The 22,066-nt window shown below is 53.4% G+C and carries 14 protein-coding genes; 10 read left to right on the top strand and 4 right to left on the bottom strand.

Features of this window, described 5'->3' with window-relative positions; translation table 11 throughout:
* Positions 1–134 precede the first annotated feature (134 nt).
* Complete coding sequence (locus IE092_RS17395) at positions 135–1,169, top strand: phosphotransferase (protein WP_189358719.1); 1,035 nt, start codon at positions 135–137, stop codon at positions 1,167–1,169.
* Positions 1,163–2,473: an aminotransferase class III-fold pyridoxal phosphate-dependent enzyme gene (locus tag IE092_RS17390; protein WP_189358717.1), complete on the top strand. Its 1,311-nt coding sequence runs from the start codon at positions 1,163–1,165 to the stop codon at positions 2,471–2,473. The genes IE092_RS17395 and IE092_RS17390 overlap by 7 nt, the downstream gene beginning before the upstream one ends.
* A gap of 3 nt (positions 2,474–2,476) precedes the next feature.
* On the opposite strand, the gene IE092_RS17385 is transcribed toward IE092_RS17390, so the two are convergent.
* From IE092_RS17385 to uvrA, 3 genes are read right to left on the bottom strand one after another with little or no spacing between them, the layout of a single operon-like run.
* Positions 2,477–3,568, bottom strand: a complete 1,092-nt coding sequence (locus IE092_RS17385; RefSeq protein ID WP_189358715.1) for a patatin-like phospholipase family protein — start codon at positions 3,566–3,568, stop codon at positions 2,477–2,479.
* A gap of 17 nt (positions 3,569–3,585) precedes the next feature.
* The gene (gene pth / locus IE092_RS17380) at positions 3,586–4,164 is read right to left on the bottom strand and encodes an aminoacyl-tRNA hydrolase (protein ID WP_189358713.1); all 579 of its coding nucleotides are present in this window, start codon (positions 4,162–4,164) and stop codon (positions 3,586–3,588) included.
* A 15-nt stretch (positions 4,165–4,179) separates the two neighbouring features.
* Complete coding sequence (uvrA, locus tag IE092_RS17375) at positions 4,180–7,056, bottom strand: excinuclease ABC subunit UvrA (RefSeq protein WP_189358755.1); 2,877 nt, start codon at positions 7,054–7,056, stop codon at positions 4,180–4,182.
* 194 nt (positions 7,057–7,250) lie between these two features.
* On the opposite strand from uvrA, the gene IE092_RS17370 reads away from it, so the two are divergent.
* The 5 genes from IE092_RS17370 to IE092_RS17350 all read left to right on the top strand — a co-directional run bounded on the left by IE092_RS17370 (position 7,251) and on the right by IE092_RS17350 (position 12,277).
* Complete coding sequence (locus IE092_RS17370; RefSeq protein WP_229793241.1) at positions 7,251–8,486, top strand: MFS transporter; 1,236 nt, start codon at positions 7,251–7,253, stop codon at positions 8,484–8,486.
* Between the two features lie 48 nt (positions 8,487–8,534).
* Positions 8,535–9,032 carry a single-stranded DNA-binding protein gene (ssb, locus tag IE092_RS17365; protein ID WP_189358711.1) on the top strand — a complete coding sequence of 166 codons (498 nt, stop codon included), beginning with the start codon at positions 8,535–8,537 and terminating at the stop codon, positions 9,030–9,032.
* A gap of 577 nt (positions 9,033–9,609) precedes the next feature.
* The gene (gene phnD / locus IE092_RS17360; RefSeq protein WP_189358709.1) at positions 9,610–10,578 is read left to right on the top strand and encodes a phosphate/phosphite/phosphonate ABC transporter substrate-binding protein; all 969 of its coding nucleotides are present in this window, start codon (positions 9,610–9,612) and stop codon (positions 10,576–10,578) included.
* Between the two features lie 218 nt (positions 10,579–10,796).
* The gene (phnD, locus tag IE092_RS17355) at positions 10,797–11,783 is read left to right on the top strand and encodes a phosphate/phosphite/phosphonate ABC transporter substrate-binding protein (RefSeq protein WP_189358707.1); all 987 of its coding nucleotides are present in this window, start codon (positions 10,797–10,799) and stop codon (positions 11,781–11,783) included.
* Positions 11,784–11,932: 149 nt separating this feature from the next.
* Complete coding sequence (locus IE092_RS17350; protein ID WP_189358705.1) at positions 11,933–12,277, top strand: hypothetical protein; 345 nt, start codon at positions 11,933–11,935, stop codon at positions 12,275–12,277.
* Positions 12,278–12,583: 306 nt separating this feature from the next.
* Here IE092_RS17350 and IE092_RS17345 read toward each other — a convergent pair whose 3' ends face one another.
* A complete protein-coding gene (locus tag IE092_RS17345) occupies positions 12,584–14,209 on the bottom strand; it encodes a methyl-accepting chemotaxis protein (protein WP_189358703.1) in 1,626 nt (541 codons plus the stop codon).
* 270 nt (positions 14,210–14,479) lie between these two features.
* On the opposite strand from IE092_RS17345, the gene IE092_RS17340 reads away from it, so the two are divergent.
* From IE092_RS17340 to IE092_RS17330, 3 genes are all read left to right on the top strand, one after another.
* Positions 14,480–15,190, top strand: a complete 711-nt coding sequence (locus tag IE092_RS17340) for a transposase (RefSeq protein WP_189358701.1) — start codon at positions 14,480–14,482, stop codon at positions 15,188–15,190.
* A 439-nt stretch (positions 15,191–15,629) separates the two neighbouring features.
* Positions 15,630–20,324, top strand: a complete 4,695-nt coding sequence (locus IE092_RS17335) for a glutamate synthase-related protein (protein ID WP_189358699.1) — start codon at positions 15,630–15,632, stop codon at positions 20,322–20,324.
* A 61-nt stretch (positions 20,325–20,385) separates the two neighbouring features.
* The gene (locus IE092_RS17330) at positions 20,386–21,849 is read left to right on the top strand and encodes a glutamate synthase subunit beta (protein WP_189358697.1); all 1,464 of its coding nucleotides are present in this window, start codon (positions 20,386–20,388) and stop codon (positions 21,847–21,849) included.
* The last annotated feature ends 217 nt before the right edge of the window (positions 21,850–22,066 follow it).

Here is a 22,066-nt window from a genome sequence, read left to right as displayed (position 1 = left end):
GAAAGAAACCGGCGGCGGCCGCGAATCCGGTTCTGACAGCTGGAAAGCCTATATGCGCCGCACGACCAACACCTTCAACTACAGCCATTCCCTGCCGCTGGCGCAGGGGATTAAGTTTGAAGTCTGAGTGAGCTATGAGCATCATTCATGCAGCACAGGCTGCACAATTGCTGCAGGAATACTGGCAGTTGCAGGGAGAAATTTCTGCGCTGCCTTCGTATGCAGATTGTAATTTCCGGGTGCGCTGCGCAAATGCTGAGTATGTGCTGAAGATTGCTTCGGCGGACTGGCATTACGATGATCTGGCGCTGGAAAACGCGACGATGCGCCATCTGCAGTCTTTGCAGCATACCGATGGCAGCGCTTTATTTCCTGCGGTGATTCCGGCACGCGACGGACGTGATCTGATTCCCCTGCCACCAGAGTTCGGACAGGGCTGGGTACGTTTGCTGAGCTTTGTGCCCGGGCAGGTCTATGCGGATGCTGCAAAACACATCTCTGCCAGCGGGCAGCGTTTTTTGCTGGAGCAAAGTCTTGGACAGTTGCTCGGCAAAATGCATGCGCAATTGCAGCATTTTTCTCACCCGCAGGCGGAACGGCTGCATGCATGGAATTTACAGCAGCTGGTGCAGCTGGGTGATGAAATCGTATTGCTGAAAGACACGGCACTCAGGGAAATTGTCAGCCGCCATGTACAGTATTTCGTGCGTCAGCAATTGCACTGGCAACACAAATTGCCGCAAGCCGTGCTGCATAATGATGCGAATGATTACAACCTGATTGTGCGCGATGGCAGAGTGGCTGCGCTGATCGATTTTGGCGACATGTGTCACAGTTATCGCGTGGCAGAAATTGCGATTGCAGCCTGTTACGCGATGACCTACCACAATGATGATCCTCTGCGTTCCGCTGCCACGATTGCAGCCGCGTTTGATGCGGAGCTGCGTTTGAATGAGGCTGAATGGGAAGCATTGTTTCCTATGATTTGTGCGCGCCTGTGTCAGAGTGTACTGATGGCAGAGCGTGCGCATCGTGCTGATCCGGATAATCCGTATATCATGATTTCGCAACCGGCAGTGCGCCGCCTGTTAATGCAACTGGATCAGATGCCGCGCAGTCTGGCGCAGCGTCAGTTACGTTCAAAATACAAAGAATCTGAATTATGCTGAACCGCCCCGTACCACAACGCAGCCCCGAAGAGCTGATTGCCCTGCGCCGCCGTTATCTGAATCCTACGCTGAGCCTGTCATATCAGGAGCCTTTGAAAATCGTGCGTGGTGAAGGCGCGTATCTGTTTGATCAGCATGGTCAGCCGTATCTGGATATGGTCAATAATGTCTGCCACGTCGGACACTGCCATCCGAAGGTGGTTGCCGCCGGTGCAGCGCAGATGGCGATGCTGAATACCAATACCCGCTACCTGCATGACAATCTGGTGGAATATGCGCTGCGCCTGACAGAAACGCTGCCGCAGTCATTGTCAGTCGTTTTCATGACCAACTCCGGCACGGAAGCGAATGATCTGGCATTACGCATTGCCCGTGCTTATACCGCAGCCAATGATGTGATCGTGCTTGATCATGCTTATCACGGTAATTCCCCGAGCATGATTGATCTGAGTCCGTATAAATTCAATGGCCGCGGCGGCCGTGGCAAACCTGCGCATGTACAGTTTGTACCGATGCCGGATAGCTATCGCGACGCGAATGCGCAGGATGCGGATTATGCAGAAAGTCATGCTGCGCATATCGACAATGCGATTAATCGCATTCATGCACGCGGTGAAAAACCGGCAGTATTTTATGCGGAAGCGATGCTCGGTTGTGGCGGACAAACTGTCTTGCCGCCCGGTTATCTGCAGCAAGCCTATGCCCGTGTCAGGGCTGCCGGCGGTGTGTGTCTGGCCGATGAAGTGCAGATTGGTTTTGGTCGTGATGGCGAATATTTCTGGTCTTTCCAGTCGCATGGCGTGGTGCCCGATATCGTGACCATGGGCAAGCCGATTGGTAATGGTCATCCGGTTGGCGCAGTGGTCACCACACCGGAAATTGCTGCAGCGTTTGTGACCGGTATGGAGTATTTCAATACCTTTTCCGGCAATCCGGTGTCGTGTGCCATTGCAATGGCAGTGCTGGAAGTGATACAGGAAGAAAAGCTGCAGCAGAATGCGCTGGAAACCGGTGCTTACCTGCAGCAGGGCTTGCGTCAGCTGGCACAGCAACACAGCCTGATCGGTGATGTGCGTGGCCGTGGCTTATTTCTCGGTGCAGAACTGGTGCGCGATCGTGAAAGTAAAGTCGCAGCGACAGCAGAAGCAAAGCGTATCGTTGAGATTCTGAAAACGCAGCAGATTCTGCTGTCCACGGATGGTCCGCTGGACAATGTACTGAAAATCAAACCACCTGTCGTGTTTCAGCGCAGCCATGCAGATCAGTTTCTGCAGGCGCTGGGTGATGCATTGCATCGCCTCTGAACTTTACAATGGCTGTATTGCCGATAAATCCGGTTTCTCAATAAACTGGATCAGATCATCGCGCAGGCGTTCTGCTTCAGACATCGCGATTTTCCAGTCCTGAATACGACGCTGGTGATTCAGTCCGTGATAAGCGAAATCTTTGCGATCCGGCAGCTTGCCGCGTGGCAGGCTGCGCAGGAAATCCGCCGACGGTGCCAGCAGAATTACATTGTCCATCCAGCCACGGAATGGTGTCCGGTGAGCGCGTCGCCATGGTAAGGCCTTGTCCAGCCAGCCCGGCACTACGTAAGGCGCGAAATGCGGATACAGCACCAGTTGATCCTGCCCGAGCCGGTGATAAGGAAAGGCCAGATGGTAATCAATAATGCCGCCATCCCAGTACTGCCCTTGCGGCGCAGCCGGAATACCGGACACTTTATTCATAATCAGCGGCAGTGTTCCTGACGCCAGCAAGGCTTGCCGCAGATTATCAGTCTGCAGTGGTGTGAACACCGTGCTGAATGCATCAAATGTTTGCGTCAGCCAGGGCAGGGAGTCGCGCTGATCGCTGAACACCACACGTTCCAGATGTGCAGCCAGATGACTGCGTCCGCGCAGGTTGGCCAGTGCGGCACGGGCAAAGGCCGTCTTTTCAGCGTTCAGGCTGTTGGCGGTTTGCAAATGCCGCAGACCACGGTTGGTCAGAATATGCAGACGGTAAGCAGGATTGCTCAGAATTTCCTGTTCATAACCACCGATCAGCTGGTCCAGCATGCCACTGATTTCGTGGGTGACGCAATCTGTATCCGGATTTTCCGGATAGGTTTGCCCGCAATATAAATCGCCGAGTCGCTGAAAACCAGCGACAGGATCCGCGCAGGCAGCAGCTGCCATGCGCCATGAACCTATCGATGCACCGATCAGCGTGCGCGGTGCAGGGGAGGAAGCTAACCAGCTGCCGAATAACCACTGATCCAGCTTTTGCAGAATCAAGCCTTTCGGGCCGCCTGCTGCTGCCGGAATGACAGCAACATCTGCAGCCTGCAAGCCGTATTGTTCAATACGACGCAATGCGGAAGGGCCGGCAAAAATACGCAGAGAAGAGTGTGTCATGGCAGCACGGGCAGTATTCAGGTTTTCTTCGGTGAATGTAACTGCATCATAGCTTCAGCCGTTTTGCCTTCCACCATCAGAGGGATTGCCTGGAGGCTGTCGGCAATCGATTCTTCAATCAGGCTTTGCTCTTCACGACGCGGGCGGTGCAATACAAAGTCCGCTACATTCTGGTTCAGATTCAGGCTGCGCGGATGGCCAATGCCGATACGCAGACGCCAGTAGTCCTGCGTGCCGAGCGCAGCGGTAATATCTTTCAGACCGTTATGACCGCCGGAAGAACCACCTTTTTTCAGCTTGGCAACGCCGGGCAGCATATCCAGTTCATCATGCACCACCAGTACCTGATCCGGTGTGATTTTATAGAAACGGCAAATTGCACCGACCGACTGACCGGAGCGGTTCATAAATGTTTGCGGTTGCATCAGCCACACATCCTGACCGGCGATACGGGTTTTGCCGACCAGCGCTTTAAAATTTTTATCCGGTGCGAGACTGACCGGATACTGATCGACCAGCCAGAAACCCGCATTGTGGCGGGTTTGTTCATATTCGGGACCGGGATTGCCCAGCCCCACGATAAGACGTATAGACATAACTTCTGAAAAAACTTAAACGGCGGACTTGCCGGATTTTGATAACAAAGGTTGCAGATATTTTCCGGTCACACTGTCAGGATTCACCGCCACTTGTTCCGGCGTACCGGAAGCCACAATGCGGCCACCACCGGCACCGCCTTCCGGCCCCAGATCAATCAGCCAGTCTGCAGTTTTGATCACGTCCAGATTGTGTTCAATCACCACCAGTGTATTGCCGTGATCGCGCAGACGATGAATGACTTTTAACAACAGTGCGATATCGTGGAAATGCAGACCGGTGGTTGGTTCATCCAGAATGTACAGCGTGCGGCCGGTATCCCGTTTCGAGAGTTCCAGTGCCAGTTTAACGCGTTGCGCCTCACCGCCGGAAAGCGTGGTGGCGCTTTGTCCGAGGCGGATGTAGCCGAGGCCGACATCCAGCAGCGTTTGCAGTTTGCGGCGAATGACCGGCACCGCGCTGAAAAATTCATGCGCATCTTCCACGGTCATTTCCAGCACTTCGTGGATGTTTTTTCCTTTGTACTGCACTTCCAGTGTTTCGCGGTTATAGCGTTTGCCGTGGCAGACATCACACGGCACATACACATCCGGCAGGAAGTGCATTTCGACTTTGATCACGCCATCGCCCTGACAGGATTCGCAGCGTCCGCCTTTCACGTTAAACGAGAAACGGCCCGCGCTGTAACCGCGTTCTTTGGCGGTCGGTACTTCGGAAAATAAGTCGCGGATCGGTGTGAACAAGCCGGTGTAAGTCGCCGGATTCGAGCGCGGTGTGCGGCCTATCGGTGCCTGATCGACAGAAATCACTTTATCGAAATGCTCCAGACCGCTGACATGTTCAAACGGTGCCGGTTCTGTTTGCGAACCGTACAAATGTCGGGCCGCAACGTGGAACAGCGTATCGTTGACCAGCGTGGATTTGCCGGAACCGGAAACACCGGTCACGCAGGTCAGCAAACCGACCGGTAAGTGCATATCGACTTTTTTCAGGTTATTACCGCTCGCGCCTTTTATCGTCAGCTGTTTTTCCGGATTGTTGACGGTGCGTTCTGCCGGAACGGAAATTTCCAGTTCGCCGGTCAGATAGCGTGCTGTCAGCGATTCTTTATTGCCGGTGATCGCATTCAGATCACCGTGGGTAATCACATTACCGCCGTGTACACCGGCACCGATACCCATATCAACAATAAAGTCAGCGGCGCGGATCGCATCCTCATCATGCTCCACCACCAGCACGCTGTTGCCGATGTCACGCAAATGCTTGAGCGTATCAATCAGCCTGTCGTTATCGCGCTGATGCAGACCAATCGATGGTTCATCCAGTACATACATGACGCCGGTCAGACCGGAACCGATCTGCGATGCCAGACGGATACGCTGGGCTTCGCCGCCGGACAGCGTATCTGCACTGCGTTCCAGCGACAGATAATCCAGACCGACATTGTTCAGGAAGGTCAGGCGCGACGTGATTTCTTTAATGATACGGTCTGCGATTTCGGCTTTGCTGCCTTGCAGAGTCAGCTCGCGGAAAAAGCGCAGCGTGTCGCGCAGCGGCATACCGCTGACTTCGTAAATCGCTTTTTCCTGAGCGCCGTTGCCAACACGCACATAGCGCGCTTCGGTACGCAGACGCGCACCGTGGCAGGACGGACATTGTTTTTCATTGATGAACTTCGCCAGTTCTTCACGCACCGCCATCGAATCAGTTTCGCGGTAGCGGCGCTGCAGATTATTCACCACACCTTCGAAGCTGTGTTCTTTCACGACGGCTTTGCCGCGCTCATTCAGATAAGTGAACGGAATCTGCTGGCGGCCGGAACCGTACAGAATGACTTGTTTCGCCTGTTCCGGTAATTCTTCAAACGGCGTGTCCAGATCGAATTCATAGAAAGCGGCAATTGCCGTCAGCATCTGGAAATAAAACTGATTACGGCGGTCCCAGCCCTTGATTGCACCGCTGGCCAGTGACAGGTTAGGGAAGGCGACAATGCGTTTCGGATCGAAGAATTCAATATGTCCGAGACCGTCACATTCCTGACAGGCACCCATCGGGTTGTTAAACGAGAACAGACGCGGTTCCAGTTCCTGCAGTGCATAGCCGCAGACCGGGCAGGCAAATTTGTTCGAGAATAATTGTTCGTGGCCACTGTCCATGTTCAGGACGACCGAGCGGCCATCCGCGATACGCAGGCAGGTTTCAAACGACTCTGCCAGACGCTGCTTAATATCGGCACGGACTTTGACGCGGTCAATCACCACATCAATCGTGTGTTTTTCGGTTTTCTTCAGCTTTGGCAAATCATCCGCTTCGTAGATGCGTGCCTCGTGCGTGCCGCTCTGAATCCGGAAACGCACAAAACCCTGCGCCTGCATTTGTTCAAACAAATCCAGATGCTCACCTTTGCGGTTCGCGACTACCGGCGCCAGAATCATCAGCTTGGTTTCTTCCGGCATCGCCAGCACGGCGTCTACCATTTGTGAGACCGATTGCGCTGCCAGCGGGTTTTCCGGATGGTCAGGGCAGTAAGGCGTACCCACGCGGGCGTACAGCAAACGCAGATAATCGTGGATTTCCGTGACTGTGCCGACGGTGGAGCGCGGGTTGTGCGACGTCGCTTTCTGTTCAATCGAAATCGCCGGAGACAAACCTTCGATCAGATCCACATCCGGTTTTTCCATCAGTTGCAGGAACTGGCGCGCATAGGCAGACAACGATTCTACATAGCGGCGCTGACCTTCTGCATACAGCGTATCAAACGCGAGTGAGGATTTGCCCGAGCCGGACAGGCCGGTAATCACCACCAGCTTATTACGCGGGATATCCAGACTGATGTTTTTCAGGTTATGGGTTCTGGCACCGCGCACCCGGATCAGCTCGCGTTTTTGCATCAGCGGCAAGTCATCAGCGGTGAATTCGAGTTCGGCAGGTGCAGGGCTGGAAGCGGCTTTAATGCGTTTAGTCATAGTGGCTCACGGAAATTTTTTGCACAGACAAGCAACCTGCTACTATAACGGGTTTTCGTTACAGCTGTACTCCGGCGCTGCAAATCGCGTACGACCGGATACAGATCGGGATAAGCATTATGAGTTTTGCAACTAACCTGAAAGACACGCCGGAACCGGTGGCAAGCGCCACGGGTATGACGCGTCAGGAAGTCCGCGCCAGTTCGGCACTGGCCTCGGTATTTGCATTGCGCATGCTGGGCTTGTTCATGCTGTCGCCGGTATTTGCCTTGTATGCACGCGGACTGGAAGGCGGTGATAACGCCGTGATGGTCGGGCTGGCACTGGGCATGTTCAGTCTGGTGCAGGCATTTTTTCAGATTCCGTTTGGCATGGCATCCGACCGTTTCGGTCGCAAACCGGTCATTCTGACCGGTCTCGCCTTATTCGTTGCCGGTGCGCTGATCTGTGCATTTGCACACAGTCTGGTCTGGATCATGATAGGGCGCGGTATTCAGGGGCTGGGCGCGATTTCCGCTGCCATTACCGCACTGGTGGCAGACTCCACCCGTGAACAGCACCGCACCAAAGCCATGGCGATGATAGGCGGCTCCATCGGCCTGACCTTTGCGCTGGCGATGGTGTTATCGCCGGTCATGTACCAAAGCATGGGCATGGTGGCGATGTTTGTGCTGATCGCCGTTCTGGGTGCCGGTGCAATGGCGCTGGTGAAATGGGTCGTGCCGGACGTGGAAGCAGTCAAAAGTGAGCGCGTACCGTTCCGTACCGTACTGATGCTGCCCGAACTGATGCGCCTGAATGCCGGCGTATTTGTGCTGCATTTTGCGCAGATGGCAATGTTTGTCGTATTGCCGGCAGCGCTGGTGCATGTGGCAGATATTCCGGTGGCGAGTCACTGGAAGATTTATCTGCCGGTGATGCTGGTGTCGTTTGTGGCGATGCTGCCGGCGATTTTCGTCGGTGAAAAATACGGCAAGATGAAACCGGTATTCCTCGGTGCGATCGCTTTGCTGCTGGTATCGCAAATCGGTTTCTGGCTCGGCATGCAACATGCCTTGCTGCTGATCACCTTCCTGTTTGTATTTTTTATCGCGTTTAACACACTGGAAGCCAGTCAGCCATCGCTCGTGTCGCGTCTTGCGCCACCGGCAGCCAAAGGGGCGGCGCTCGGGGTGTATAACACGATGCAGGCGCTGGGTATCGCGGCCGGTGCAGCTTCAGGCGGCTTGTTAACCCAGTATGTCAGTGCACAGGCTGTGTTCGCTTTATGTGCCGGACTGACGCTTATCTGGCTTATAATCGCAGCCAGCATGCCGGAAATCGCCCGCCGCAGCAAACCTGCCGCGCAGGCATAAACCGGAAATCAGAACAGAGTAAGTAAGCAAGACAGACAGGAGAAATGCATGGCATCTGTGAATAAAGTAATCATCGTTGGCAATCTGGGCCGCGATCCGGAAACCCGTTATATGCCAAGTGGTGATGCCATGACCAGCATTACGGTAGCCACCACCGACACCTGGAAAGACAAAGTTTCCGGTGAAAAGAAAGAGCAGACCGAATGGCACCGCATCACTTTCTTCGGCAAACTGGCAGAAATCGCCGGTCAGTACCTGAAGAAAGGTTCGCAAGTGTACGTTGAAGGTTCGCTGCGCACCCGTAAATACATGGATAAAGACGGCGTGGAAAAATACGCAACCGATATCCGTGCTGACAGCATGCAAATGCTGGGTTCGCGTCAGAGCGGCGGCATGGGCGGCGGTATGGCGATGGATGATGGCTACGGCGCACCGCCACCGGCAATGGCATCCCGTCCGCAGCAGCAGTCTGCACCGGCACGTCAGGCACCGGCACAGCGTCCGGCTCCGAACTTCTCCGATATGGACGACGATATCCCGTTCTGATCACGGTAAAGCATCCGGCTCTCAGGCCGGCGCAATCGCAAAAGCACCGCAACTGTACAGTTCCGGTGCTTTTTCATTTGTGGCATTCACTTACTCAATCGTTCATTCATTCATTCATTCATTCATTGATTCGTCCACCGGCTGCGTCCCGTTACGGGCTGAGAGCATGGTATCTCTGAAGACCTCCGGAACAGCCCGAAAACCCCTGAAAATGCCTCAAATGCGGTGTTCAGCACAGCAACCCGGCGGTCGTCGGCAGAAAGTCCGGCTCTCCGGAAATGCCTGATGACGAACTCTGCATACCGGATGCCGGATTTTCCGGTTCCGTCTGATTCCTTAATAAGTTGATATTGCTCGTTGCTGCTATTTGCAGGCTGCCGGTTTTAGGGGCGGTATGTGCGGACTGGTCTGCTGACGTTCACTGAACTTTTTTGTCATGAAAATGTCATTGTTGCAGTGCGGGATATGCAGTATTCTCCCGTTTTTTGGGAAATTCTGACTATCCTGTTGCGATCCGCTCAGGCGAAAGTCGGAAAGACCTGTAGCTGAACCGGCGGAAATAATGAAGAAAATTGTCATGTTAGTAAGTTGCCTGTTATTGCAGGCGTGGTCTGTTGCTGCACCTGCAGCAGAGAAACTGGTATTTGGCCTGATTGCCCCGACCGATGCGGAAGACACCCGCCGTCGCTGGCAGCCTTTGCTGGATGATTTAAGTAAAGCGACCGGTATGGATGTACAGGTCATGGTTTCCGGCCGCTACGATGACGTGGTGAATGGTCTGAAAAATAATACTGTGCAGGTGGCCTGGCTCAGTAACAAAGTCGCGCTGGAAGCCGTAGAGAGCGGCAAGGCCACTGTGTTCGCCAAAATGATTCGTCTGGATGGCAGCAAGGGTTATAACTCGGTGCTGATCACGCAGGCGTCTGGCAAGTTGCAGAATACCGATCAGTTATTCGCCCAGCCGGGCGTGTTCCGCTTTGCTGACGGTGAGCCGAATTCCACCTCCGGTCATCTGGTGCCGACTTATTATCTGTTTTCAAAAAACAAAGTCGAACCGGCCAAATTGTTCCGTCAGGTGCGCAGCGGCAGCCATAAAGATAATCTGAAAGCCGTCCTGAACTCCGAAGCTGATGTTGCCACTTACAACAGCGAAGGTCTGGATTTGCTGAAATCCGAAGCACCGGCTGATTTTAAAAAACTGCGCGTAATCTGGACATCGCCGATGATTCCGAACGATCCTTTGCTGTACCGGAAAGATTTGTCGCCGGCACTGAAAAACAAGCTGGAAGAATTTTTTGCGAATTACGGCAAACGGGCCAATGCGAGCCAGAAGGAAACCCTGCGTGCGATTCAGAATTTGTCCGGTTTTGCGCGCTCGAATGATGCGCAGTTGAAACCGATTGCCGATCTGACCCTGTTCAGCTTGCTGCGTTCTAACCTGAACGATACGCAGCTGACACCGGAGCAAAAGCAAAAACGCTTCGATGAACTGAGTGCGCGCTTCGGCAAACTGAGTGCGATACTGGAAAGTGCGCGTCTGAACTGATATCCAGCAGACCGCAGGAATCTAAAAAACGGGAACTTCGGTTCCCGTTTTTTTTTGATATCAGCGGAAAAGTTACAAAAAATTTCCGGTTGGAAATTCATGTGATGAGAAAATACCGTTTCTTCAGGAATTGAGCATATTCTGTTATCCGGGCAACCGCCTTCGCATCATGGCAAGTGTTTGCCTTTCCATGCTCGCTCCTACCCCATTCAGGAGAAATGATGAAAAAAGTATTGTTAGCAATGATGATGACGGGCCAGCTGCTGGCGCAGCACGCTGTGGCGGCCGATAAATTGACGGTAGGGCTGATTGCCGTGACCGAAAAAGAAGATGTGCGCAAGCGCTGGCAGCCGCTGATCGATGATCTGAGTAAAGCGACCGGACAGGAAGTGCAGGTTGTGATTTCGCCTAACTATGCAGAGATCGTCGATGGCCTGAAAGCCAACACCATACAAATGGCCTGGCTCAGTAATAAGGTTGCGCTGGATGCGGTGGAATCCGGTAAAGCCACCGTATTTGCGCGCATGGTCAAAGCGGATGGTTCCAAAGGCTATCAGTCGGTACTGATTACGCAGAGCAGCTCGCCGCTGAAATCCACCGACCAGATGTTTAAAGAGCCGGGCGTTTATCAGTTCGCCTATGGCGACAGCAGTTCAACTTCCGGTTATCTGGTACCGGAATACTATTTATTCTCCAAGAACAAAGTCGAACCGGCCAAGCTGTTTAAAAAAGTCATTCAGGGCGATCACGCCAGTAACCTGAAAGCGGTGTTGAGTAAGACAGTCGATGTTGCTGCTTACAATACCGAAAGTCTGGATATGCTGAAAAAAGAAGCACCGGCAGATTTCAACCGCATTCGCGTGATCTGGACTTCGCCGCAAATTCCGAACGACCCGTTGTTATATCGCAAAGATTTGCCGCAGGGCATGAAAAACAAGCTGGAAGATTTCTTTACGAACTACGGCAAAGGCAAAAATGCAGCGGCGCAGAAGGATACTCTGAAAAAAATCCTGAATCTGTCCGGATTTCAGCGTTCGAATGATGCGCAGCTGAAGCCAATTGCAGATCTGACGCTGTTCAGTATTCTGCGCACCAATATGAATGATGCCAAGCTGAGCCCGCAGGAAAAGCAGAAACGCTTCGATGAAGTCAGTGCTCGCTTCGGAAAGCTGAGTGCAATTCTGGAGTCATCCCGCCTGAACTGAAGTCAGTTTTCTGTCTCGTGCAGAAAAATGACAAATTTTTTGTGTTTTGTATCGTTTCGTGTCAACCGGCTTCCGGGGCTCCTCGTTACGGGTTGTAACAGGCCTTGTTTTCAAGTGGGAAAAACAGGCCGCAACCTGAGGAGTCTGACATGATTTACGAAATTCTGGTTCGCGCAGCGGAAAACAAAAAGCTGACCTCTGATCACCTGATCTGGATCGAAACCGAACTTGGTACCCGTGAATTTGAAAAATGGATGCGTGACCGCGCACTGCTGGATGCATCCGGCAAAGCACCGGTCGTTCGCTGGGGCATCGTACAAACGCAGCGTGCAGCACATTTCAAACTGGCAACACAGGCAAAAGCACTGAAAACCCGTATTTCCGAACTGATGAGCGGCCTGCCGGAAGTGACAGCAATGCAGGATGCCAGCAAAGCACTGAGCGCGATCCGCGCCCGTGTCAAAGCCAGTACAGAACTGGCAGCTGCGCACTAAGCTGATTTGTGCACCTACGCCGGTTGATCCGGCGTCAGCAAGTAAAGTTTGGTTAGCGTAACGCCTGTACTACTTCTTGCGGTTTGAAGCACTTGCAGTTGATGCGGTCAACAGCGATCTCGCAGCCAGTGCTGCGCATTAGGAAAATAAAAAGCCACGGTTTCCCACAACCGTGGCTTTTTTATTTGTTGCTGTGACATCGTGATCAGATGGCTTTGCAAGACTTAGCTTGTTTTACTCGGCTATCCGTTCCTCATCCGTCATTCTGGCAAACCTGCGCGTGCAGATTTGCCTCCTGTTCTGGTATTAACGCAGTCGTTGTGGCTGTGCATGACGCGGGCCGGAATCGGCGCGCGCAGCATGGAATGCCTGTGGTTGCGCTTGTCCTATGCGGAACTGTCCCACCAGTTGCGTCAGTTTTTCCGCCTGATCACGCATGCTTTCTGCCGCCGCTGCAGCTTCTTCCACCAGCGCTGCATTTTGCTGTGTCATTTCATCCATTTGCGTAACAGCCAGGTTCACTTGCTCAATGCCGGCGCTCTGTTCCTGGCTGGCGCAGGTGATTTCACTCATGATATCGGCTACACGGCGCACGCTGGCGACGATATCCTGCATCGTGTTTCCGGCATCGTCCACCAGTCGCGCACCGTGTTCGACCTTGCCGGTCGAGTCATCAATCAGCGTTTTAATCTCTTTCGCTGCTGCCGCACTGCGTTGCGCGAGACTGCGTACCTCAGAGGCCACCACCGCAAAGCCGCGTCCTTGTTCGCCTGCGCGTGCAGCTTCCACCGCAGCATTCAGCGCCAGAATATTGGTCTGGAAGGCAATGCCGTCAATGACGGAAATAATATCCACAATTTTGCCCGAGCTTTCGCGGATAGAACCCATGGTTTCAATGACCTGAAACACCACATCGCCACCGCGCTGCGCAACTTCCGAAGCCGAAACCACCAGTTGATTGGCCTGACGCGCATTGTCTGCATTCTGGCGTACCGTGGAAGTCAGCTCTTCCATTGATGATGCGGTTTGTTGCAGCGAGCTGGCTTGTGATTCGGTACGGGCAGACAGATCCGCATTGCCGGAAGCAATTTCGTCTGCTGCGGTATGGATAGAATGGGTACTGGTACGGACGTCACCGATAACACGGCTCAGACCCTGACCAATACCGTTCATTGAACGGATCAGATCGCCGATTTCGTCCTGACGGGTGGTCTGAATCGTATGTGTCAGATCGCCTTGCGCCAGCTCGGCTGCCATCGCACTGGCTTCCTGCAGCGGCCGCACAATCGAACGCGTCAGTAAAACGGCGCTGATGACTGCCAGCATGCCGGATACCAGAATCAGGGCAATCAGCAGAATGCGGCTGTTTTCATAATCGGTCTGAATTTTTTGCGCGGTTTCGTCTATCTGTGCGCGTTGCAGTTTCACCAGTTCTTCGATTTTTTTCAGATATGCGGTTGAGACCGGCATGAATTTTTGTTCCAGTAACTGATTTGCTTCATCAGCCTGATCTGCTTTCTTCATTTCCACAATTTTGTTGCGGGATGCCAGATACTCATCACGCAATGCATTGATTTCTTTCAGCAGGGCTTTTTCCTGCTCAGATTGCAGCAAGTCAGTAATCTGTTTCAGCAGTTCAGCGGATGCTTTACTGGATTCGGCCTGATCGGCTTCAAAGAATTTTGCCAGTGATGGATCGGCGCTTTTGGCGATGGCTGCAGTACGTTTGATGCCGCTGTGAATATAGCGGTACCAGTCACTGACCAGACGTTCTGTCGTCAGTGGCTGCTGCATTAACTGATTGGTGGCACTGGCAACTTTGTTCAGCTGAATCAGACCAACCAGCGCTGCCAGCGCGGATAAAGTCAGAATCAGTGCAAAGCCGATACTCAGCCGTTTTCCAACGGAGAATTGGGATAACAACTTGTTCATAAATAGGCGGTTTAATGTGAGAGATATGAGATTCTTCATGGAAATGCTGAAAAAATCAGCATATTTCCGACGGGCAAAATTATAGTCGTTTCATTCCTTCCGATTGATGAAAGCTTTTGTGCCTGATCAGGAAGTCGGTAATTACCTGACGAAACAAACCGGAAAAACGGCAATTGCAGGGCGTACTGCGCTGTTTTCCTGTGTGATCGCATACAATAAAGCCGTTTTATGAGACCGGCGCAGTCCGGCGGCATGTACTTTGATGAAACTATGGCAAGACTTCCGCGCTTAATGGTTCCCGGTGCGTTGCATCATGTGGTGCAGCGTGTGCACAGTGGCATGGTCTTGTTCCGGGATGATGATGACTACCGGCAGTTCGCGGGCTGGCTGCGTGAAGGTGCGCGCCAGTTCGGAGTCGGGATTCATGCTTATGTTTTGCTGCCGGATCATTTTCATTTGCTGCTGACGCCAGTGGCTGAAGACAGCGTCAGTAAACTGATGCAGTGGATAGGGCGCTGTTACGTGCCTTATTTCAACCGTCGCTATCAGCGCAGCGGCAGCCTGTGGCAGGGGCGTTTCCGTGCCACAGTGCTGGAAGCTGAAACTTACTTTGTTCCCTGTGCGATCTACATCGAATCGCATCCGGTAAGGGCAGGGCTGGCGCACAGTGCGGAGTCTTACCCGTGGTCCAGTTATTTGCATCATTCCGGCCAGCAAACCGACCCGCTGGTATCTGATCATCGTCTGTACTGGGCGCTCGGTAATACGCCGTTTCAGCGCGAAGCGAATTACCGCCAGAAAATGGACGAATCTTTGTCCCGTGAAATGCTGCAACGTTTGTCCGATGCTACCCATAAGTCCTGGGCACTCGGCAGCGAAGCTTTTATGACGGCGCTGGGTCAGCAAACCCAGCGCCGCATCGCACCCGCCAGACGCGGACGACCGCGCAAACCAGTCTTGCCCGCCTCAGGCACAGTCTGATTCTCTTCATTCAGCAACATCATCAGCACACCGGCGTTGCGTACGCGATGCAACAAACAGACCGCTTGTTTTTGGCAACGCAACGGATTTTTTCTGAGTAGTTGTTATACGTTTAACAGAGAATCTCAGACGTCGCCAGAATAAGCTGACAGCAAAGCCGGATTCCGGCGCACGGAAACTGCTGTGCTAATATGTCTGAAGATCCGCGAATTGCTCTGTAAATATTTGAATTTAAATGATTTATTTCATTTTTTAAGGTGGTTGGGTTGCAGCCTATAGCTGCGGGAATGCAAATAAATTTACTCTGACCCTAATAAAAATAAATCAAAATAATTGATCGTTTTTATTGACTCTGACCCCGTTTTATTTCGTTTGCGCTTTGTTTTGCACTGCACTATGCTGGATTCCAATGCTCAATCCCCGGTATCTGGAGAACGTTATGCAAGCGCAAGGTCTGTACCATCCCAGCAATGAACATGACGCCTGTGGCGTGGGCTTTGTTGCCCACATCAAAGGCAAGAAAAGCCACGCTATCATCGAACAGGGTTTGCAAATCCTGAAAAACATCGACCACCGCGGCGCGGTTGGTGCCGATCCGCTGATGGGTGACGGCGCCGGTATCCTGATTCAGGTACCGGATCAGTTTTACCGCGAAGAAATGGCAAAGCAGGGCGTGACTCTGCCGCCACCGGGCGAGTACGGCGTCGGTATGATTTTCCTGCCGAAAGAAATCGCTTCCCGTCTGGCCTGTGAGCAGGAAATCGAACGCGCCGTACGCGCCGAAGGTCAGGTTGTACTGGGCTGGCGTGATGTGCCGGTCGACCGCGAGATGCCAATGTCTCCGACCGTACGCACCAAAGAACCGGTAATCCGCCAGATTTTCATTGGCCGCGGCCCGGACATCATGGTGACTGACGCGCTGGAACGTAAGCTGTATGTGATCCGTAAATCCGCAGTACACGCAATTGAAGCGCTGAAACTGCTGCACGGTAAAGAATATTTCGTACCATCGATGTCGGCACGTACCGTGGTCTACAAAGGCTTGCTGCTGGCAGATCAGGTTGGCGTCTACTACAAAGACTTGCAGGACCCGCGCTGTATTTCGGCGCTGGCGCTGGTGCATCAGCGCTTCTCTACCAATACTTTCCCTGAATGGCCGCTGGCCCACCCTTACCGCATGATTGCGCACAACGGTGAAATCAATACCGTGAAGGGTAACTTCAACTGGATGCGCGCCCGCGAAGGCGTGATGAAATCTGCAGTGCTCGGTGATGATCTGCAAAAACTGTACCCACTGATTTTCGAAGGTCAGTCTGATACAGCAAGCTTTGATAATGCGCTGGAATTGCTGGTGATGTCCGGCTATCCGATTGCACAGGCGATGATGATGATGATTCCGGAAGCCTGGGAAAATCACAGCCAGATGGATGAAAACCGCCGAGCTTTCTACGAATACCATGCCGCGATGATGGAGCCGTGGGATGGTCCTGCAGCGATGGCATTTACCGATGGCCGTCAGATCGGTGGCACGCTGGACCGTAACGGTCTGCGTCCGGCCCGTTACATCATTACCGATGATGATCTGGTGGTGATGGCATCAGAAGCCGGTGTTCTGCCGATTCCTGAATCAAAAATTATTAAGAAATGGCGTCTGCAGCCGGGCAAAATGTTCCTGATCGATCTGGAAGCCGGCCGCATTATCGACGACAAAGAAATCAAAGACACTTACGCGAACGCCAAGCCTTATAAGCAATGGATTCAGTCCGTCCGTATCAAGCTGGATGCACTGAAAGCGGAAGCGGCTGCTTTGCCGGATCCGGCAAGTCTGCTGGACCGTCAGCAAGCATTCGGCTACACCCAGGAAGACATGAAATTTGTGCTGGCGCCGATGGCAACCAGCGGCGAAGAAGCCATCGGTTCCATGGGGAATGATGCATCGCTGGCAGTCATGTCGAACAAGCTGAAGCCTTTGTATAACTACTTCAAGCAATTGTTCGCACAGGTCACCAATCCGCCGATTGATCCGATTCGCGAAGCGATGGTGATGTCGCTGGTGTCGTTCATCGGCCCGAAACCGAATCTGCTGGATACGAATAACATCAACCCGCCGATGCGTCTGGAAGTGGCACAGCCTGTGCTCGATTTCACGGACATCGCCCGTTTGCGCAACATCAGCGCGAATACCGGCGGTAAATTCAAATCCTATGAACTGGATATCTGCTATCCGGTGGCTTGGGGTAAGGAAGGTATTGAAGCGCGTCTGGCGTCGATCTGTGCGGAAGTGGTGGACGCAGTGAAATCCGGTCATAACATCATGATCATCACCGACCGCAACACCGATAAAGATCACGTCGCAATTCCTGCGCTGCTGGCAACTTCCACGGTCCATCAGCATCTGGTCAGCCGCGGTCTGCGTACCACCACCGGTCTGGTTGTAGAAACCGGCTCTGCGCGTGAAACCCACCATTTTGCGCTGCTCGCAGGTTATGGCGCAGAAGCGGTACATCCGTATCTGGTGATGGAAACACTGGTTGCGATGGCAACCGAATTGCCGGGCAATCCTGATCCGCAGAAAGTGATTTACAACTACACCAAGGCAATCGGTAAAGGCCTGATGAAGGTCATGTCGAAAATGGGTATTTCGACCTACATGTCTTACTGTGGCGCGCAGATTTTTGAAGCTGTCGGCCTGAACCGCTCGCTGGTGGATAAATACTTCCGTGGCACGGCATCGAATGTCGAAGGTATCGGTTTGTTTGAAGTCGCAGATGAAGCACTGCGCCTGCACAAACTCGCTTACGGTAATGATCCTGTGCTGGCGAACGCGCTGGATGCCGGTGGTGAATACGCTTTCCGTGTGCGTGGTGAAGACCATATGTGGACACCGGATGCGATTGCCAAACTGCAGCACGCAACCCGCTCCGAAAGCTACAACACTTACAAAGAATACGCACAGATCATCAATGATCAGTCCAAACGTCATCTGACTTTGCGTGGCTTGTTTGAATTCAAAATTGATCCGGCCCGTGCCATTCCGCTGGAGCAGGTGGAACCTGCCAAAGAAATCGTGAAGCGTTTCGCCACCGGTGCGATGTCGCTTGGTTCTATCAGTACCGAAGCCCATGCAACGCTGGCGGTGGCGATGAACCGTATCGGTGGTAAATCGAATACCGGTGAAGGCGGTGAAGATCCGGCCCGTTATCAGAATGAGCTGAAAGGCATCCCGATCAAAAACGGCGCAACGCTGGCCAGTGTGATCGGTAAAGCGCAGGTGGAAGCCGATATTCCTTTGCAGGAAGGCGATTCGCTGCGTTCCCGTATTAAACAGGTTGCGTCCGGTCGCTTCGGTGTGACAGCGGAATATCTGAGCTCTGCCGATCAGATTCAGATCAAGATGGCGCAGGGTGCAAAACCGGGTGAGGGTGGTCAGTTACCGGGACACAAAGTTTCCGAATATATCGCCAAGCTGCGTTTCTCCGTGCCGGGTGTGGGTCTGATTTCTCCGCCACCGCATCATGATATTTACTCGATCGAAGATCTGGCGCAATTGATTCATGATCTGAAAAACGTGAATCCGCAAGCATCGATTTCTGTGAAGCTGGTGTCAGAAGTGGGCGTTGGTACGATTGCTGCCGGTGTATCGAAAGCGAAAGCTGACCACATCGTGATCGCTGGTCACGATGGCGGTACCGGTGCATCACCGCTGTCATCAATTAAACATGCCGGTACGCCTTGGGAAATCGGTCTGGCAGAAACTCAGCAAACGCTGGTGCTGAACGGTTTGCGCAGCCGTGTCCGTGTACAGGCAGACGGTCAGATGAAAACCGGTCGTGACGTCGCGATTGCCGCTATTCTGGGTGCGGATGAAATCGGTTTTGCGACCGCACCGCTGGTGGTTGAAGGCTGTATCATGATGCGTAAGTGCCATCTGAATACTTGCCCTGTCGGTGTGGCGACACAAGATCCTGAACTGCGTAAAAAATTCTCCGGCAAACCGGAATACGTGGTGAATTACTTCTTCTTCGTTGCGGAAGAATTACGTCAGATCATGGCGCAGCTGGGTGTACGTACATATGACGAACTGATCGGTCGTGTTGATCTGCTGGATAAATCCCGCGCCATCACACACTGGAAAGCGAAGGGACTGGATTTCGGCCGTATCTTCTACATGCCGGAACTGCGTGCCGATACTGCGATTCGTCATATTGAATCTCAGGATCACGGTCTGGAAAAAGCGCTGGATCACAAGCTGATTGCACAAGCCAGCATCGCATTTGAAACCGGCGAAAAAGTGTCGTTTATCTCGCCGGTGAAAAATCTGAACCGCACGGTCGGCACAATGTTGTCCGGTCTGGTGGCGCGTAAGTGGGGGCATGACGGTCTGGAAGACGACACCATCCACATTCAGCTGCAGGGTACCGCTGGTCAGTCTGCCGGTGCATTCCTTGCCAAAGGTGTGACGCTGGATCTGGTCGGTGAAGGCAATGACTACGTTGGTAAAGGCTTGTCCGGTGGCCGCATCATCATTCGTCCGAATACGGAATTCCGTGGCTGGGCGGTGGATAACATCATCGCCGGCAATACCGTGCTGTACGGTGCGATTTCCGGTGAAGCATTCATCAACGGTGTGGCAGGTGAGCGCTTTGCGGTACGTAATTCCGGCGCGACTGCCGTGGTGGAAGGTACCGGCGATCATGGTTGTGAATACATGACCGGCGGCACGGTGATTGTGCTGGGTGCAACCGGCCGTAACTTTGCCGCAGGGATGTCCGGTGGTATCGCGTATGTCTACGATCCCGACGGTGAATTCGCAGCTCGCTGCAACACTGCAATGGTGACACTGGAACCAGTGGTGGCGGGCGATGTGCAACTGGCCAGCCTCGACAAGGCTTACTGGCACAGCGTGGCACGCAATGGTGAGCGTGAAACCGATGAAGCGATTCTGCGTCGCCTGATCGAACGTCACTTCAAGCACACCGGCAGTACCCGTGCACGCAATCTGCTGGATGACTGGGCGCGCAGCCGTGCCCGCTTCGTGAAGGTATTCCCGAACGAATACCGCCGCGCCCTGGCTGAAATGGCCGTGGCAGCACAGGTTGCCAGCGAAGCGGCAACCGAAGCCGAAGCAGTCTAAGCAACACAGGCGGCCCGCGCCGCCTGTTCAGTGCAGAACCGAATTCAGACCGAGGAAGATCATGGGAAAAGCAACAGGATTTATGGAATACCAGCGTCTGCAGGAAGCCAGTGAAGCGCCGCAGAGCCGTAAGAAGCACTACAAAGAATTTGTGATGCATCTGGATGATGCACAAGCGAAAACGCAGGCAGCGCGCTGCATGGATTGCGGCATTCCGTTTTGTAATAACGGCTGTCCGGTGAATAACATCATTCCTGACTGGAATGATCTGGTGTACAACGGCAAGCTGCGTGAAGCACTGGATACCCTGCATTCCACCAATAATTTTCCGGAATTTACCGGACGCATTTGTCCTGCACCCTGCGAAGCAGCCTGTACGCTGGGCATTATCAAAGATGCGGTTGGTATCAAATCCATTGAGCATTACATCATCGATAAAGGCTGGGAAAACGGCTGGGTGACACCTCAACCAGCTGCGGTTTCCACCGGTAAAAAAGTGGCTGTTGTTGGCTCCGGCCCTGCCGGTCTGGCGGCCGCGCAGCAACTGGCACGTGCAGGTCATGCAGTCACCGTATTTGAAAAAAATGACCGCGCCGGTGGTTTGCTGCGTTACGGTATTCCGGATTTCAAACTGGATAAAAACCTGATTGATCAGCGCGTCAAACAAATGGAAGGCGAAGGCGTGGTATTCCGCACCGGTGTGCTGGTCGGTAAAGATTTTCCGGCCGGTATTACCAACTGGGCGAAAGAAACCGTTTCGCCGGAAACCCTGCAGAAAGAATTCGATGCCGTCATCATCGCCGGTGGCGCAGAAACACCGCGTGATTTGCCGGTGCCGGGCCGCGAGCTGAAAGGCGTGCATTTCGCGATGGAATTCCTGCCGCAGCAAAACAAAGTGAATGCCGGTGATAAAGTCAAAGACCAGATTTCCGCTGCCGGTAAGCATGTGGTGGTGATCGGCGGTGGCGATACCGGATCGGATTGCGTCGGCACTTCCAATCGTCACGGCGCGAAAGCCGTTACGCAGTTCGAGTTACTGCCGCAGCCACCGGAACAGGAAAACAAACCACTGGTCTGGCCTTACTGGCCGACCAAGCTGCGTACCTCTTCGTCCCATGAAGAAGGTTGCGAGCGTGACTGGTCGGTCGCCACCAAACGTCTGGAAGGCAGCAAAGGCAAAGTGGAAAAACTGATCGCCTGCCGCGTTGAATGGAAAGACGGCCGTATGCAGGAAGTGCCGGATTCCGAATTCGAAGTCAAAGCGGATCTGGTGTTGCTGGCGATGGGCTTTGTGTCACCGGTGCAACCAGTACTGGATGCCTTCGGTGTTGACCGTGATGCACGCGGCAATGCCCGTGCAACAACGGATGGCGCAGGCTGCTACAAAACCAATGCCGATAAAGTGTTTGCTGCCGGTGATATGCGCCGTGGCCAGTCACTGGTGGTATGGGCAATCCGCGAGGGCCGTCAGTGCGCACGCGAAGTCGATGCTTTCCTGATGGGTGAAAGCGTACTGCCGCGCTGATCTGCGCAACACAGACGCAGCGTGTCGTTGAAAAAGGGTGTCTGCGGACACCCTTTTGTTTGTCCGGCATCCTTGACTGCCCGACCGCCGGAAAACCGGCATTTTTGGCCTTAAATGCGGAAATCCATCACAAAAAACACGGACGTCCGCGAATTTGCTGGCTCTCCGGACAGGTGCCCGGACGAAACTTGCACAATCCGTGCTAACGGCTAGTCTG

This window comes from Cognatundibacterium squillarum (assembly GCF_014652435.1).
Lineage (GTDB): Bacteria > Pseudomonadota > Gammaproteobacteria > Burkholderiales > Burkholderiaceae_D > Undibacterium > Undibacterium squillarum.
This window is presented reverse-complemented; position numbering and strand designations above follow the sequence as displayed.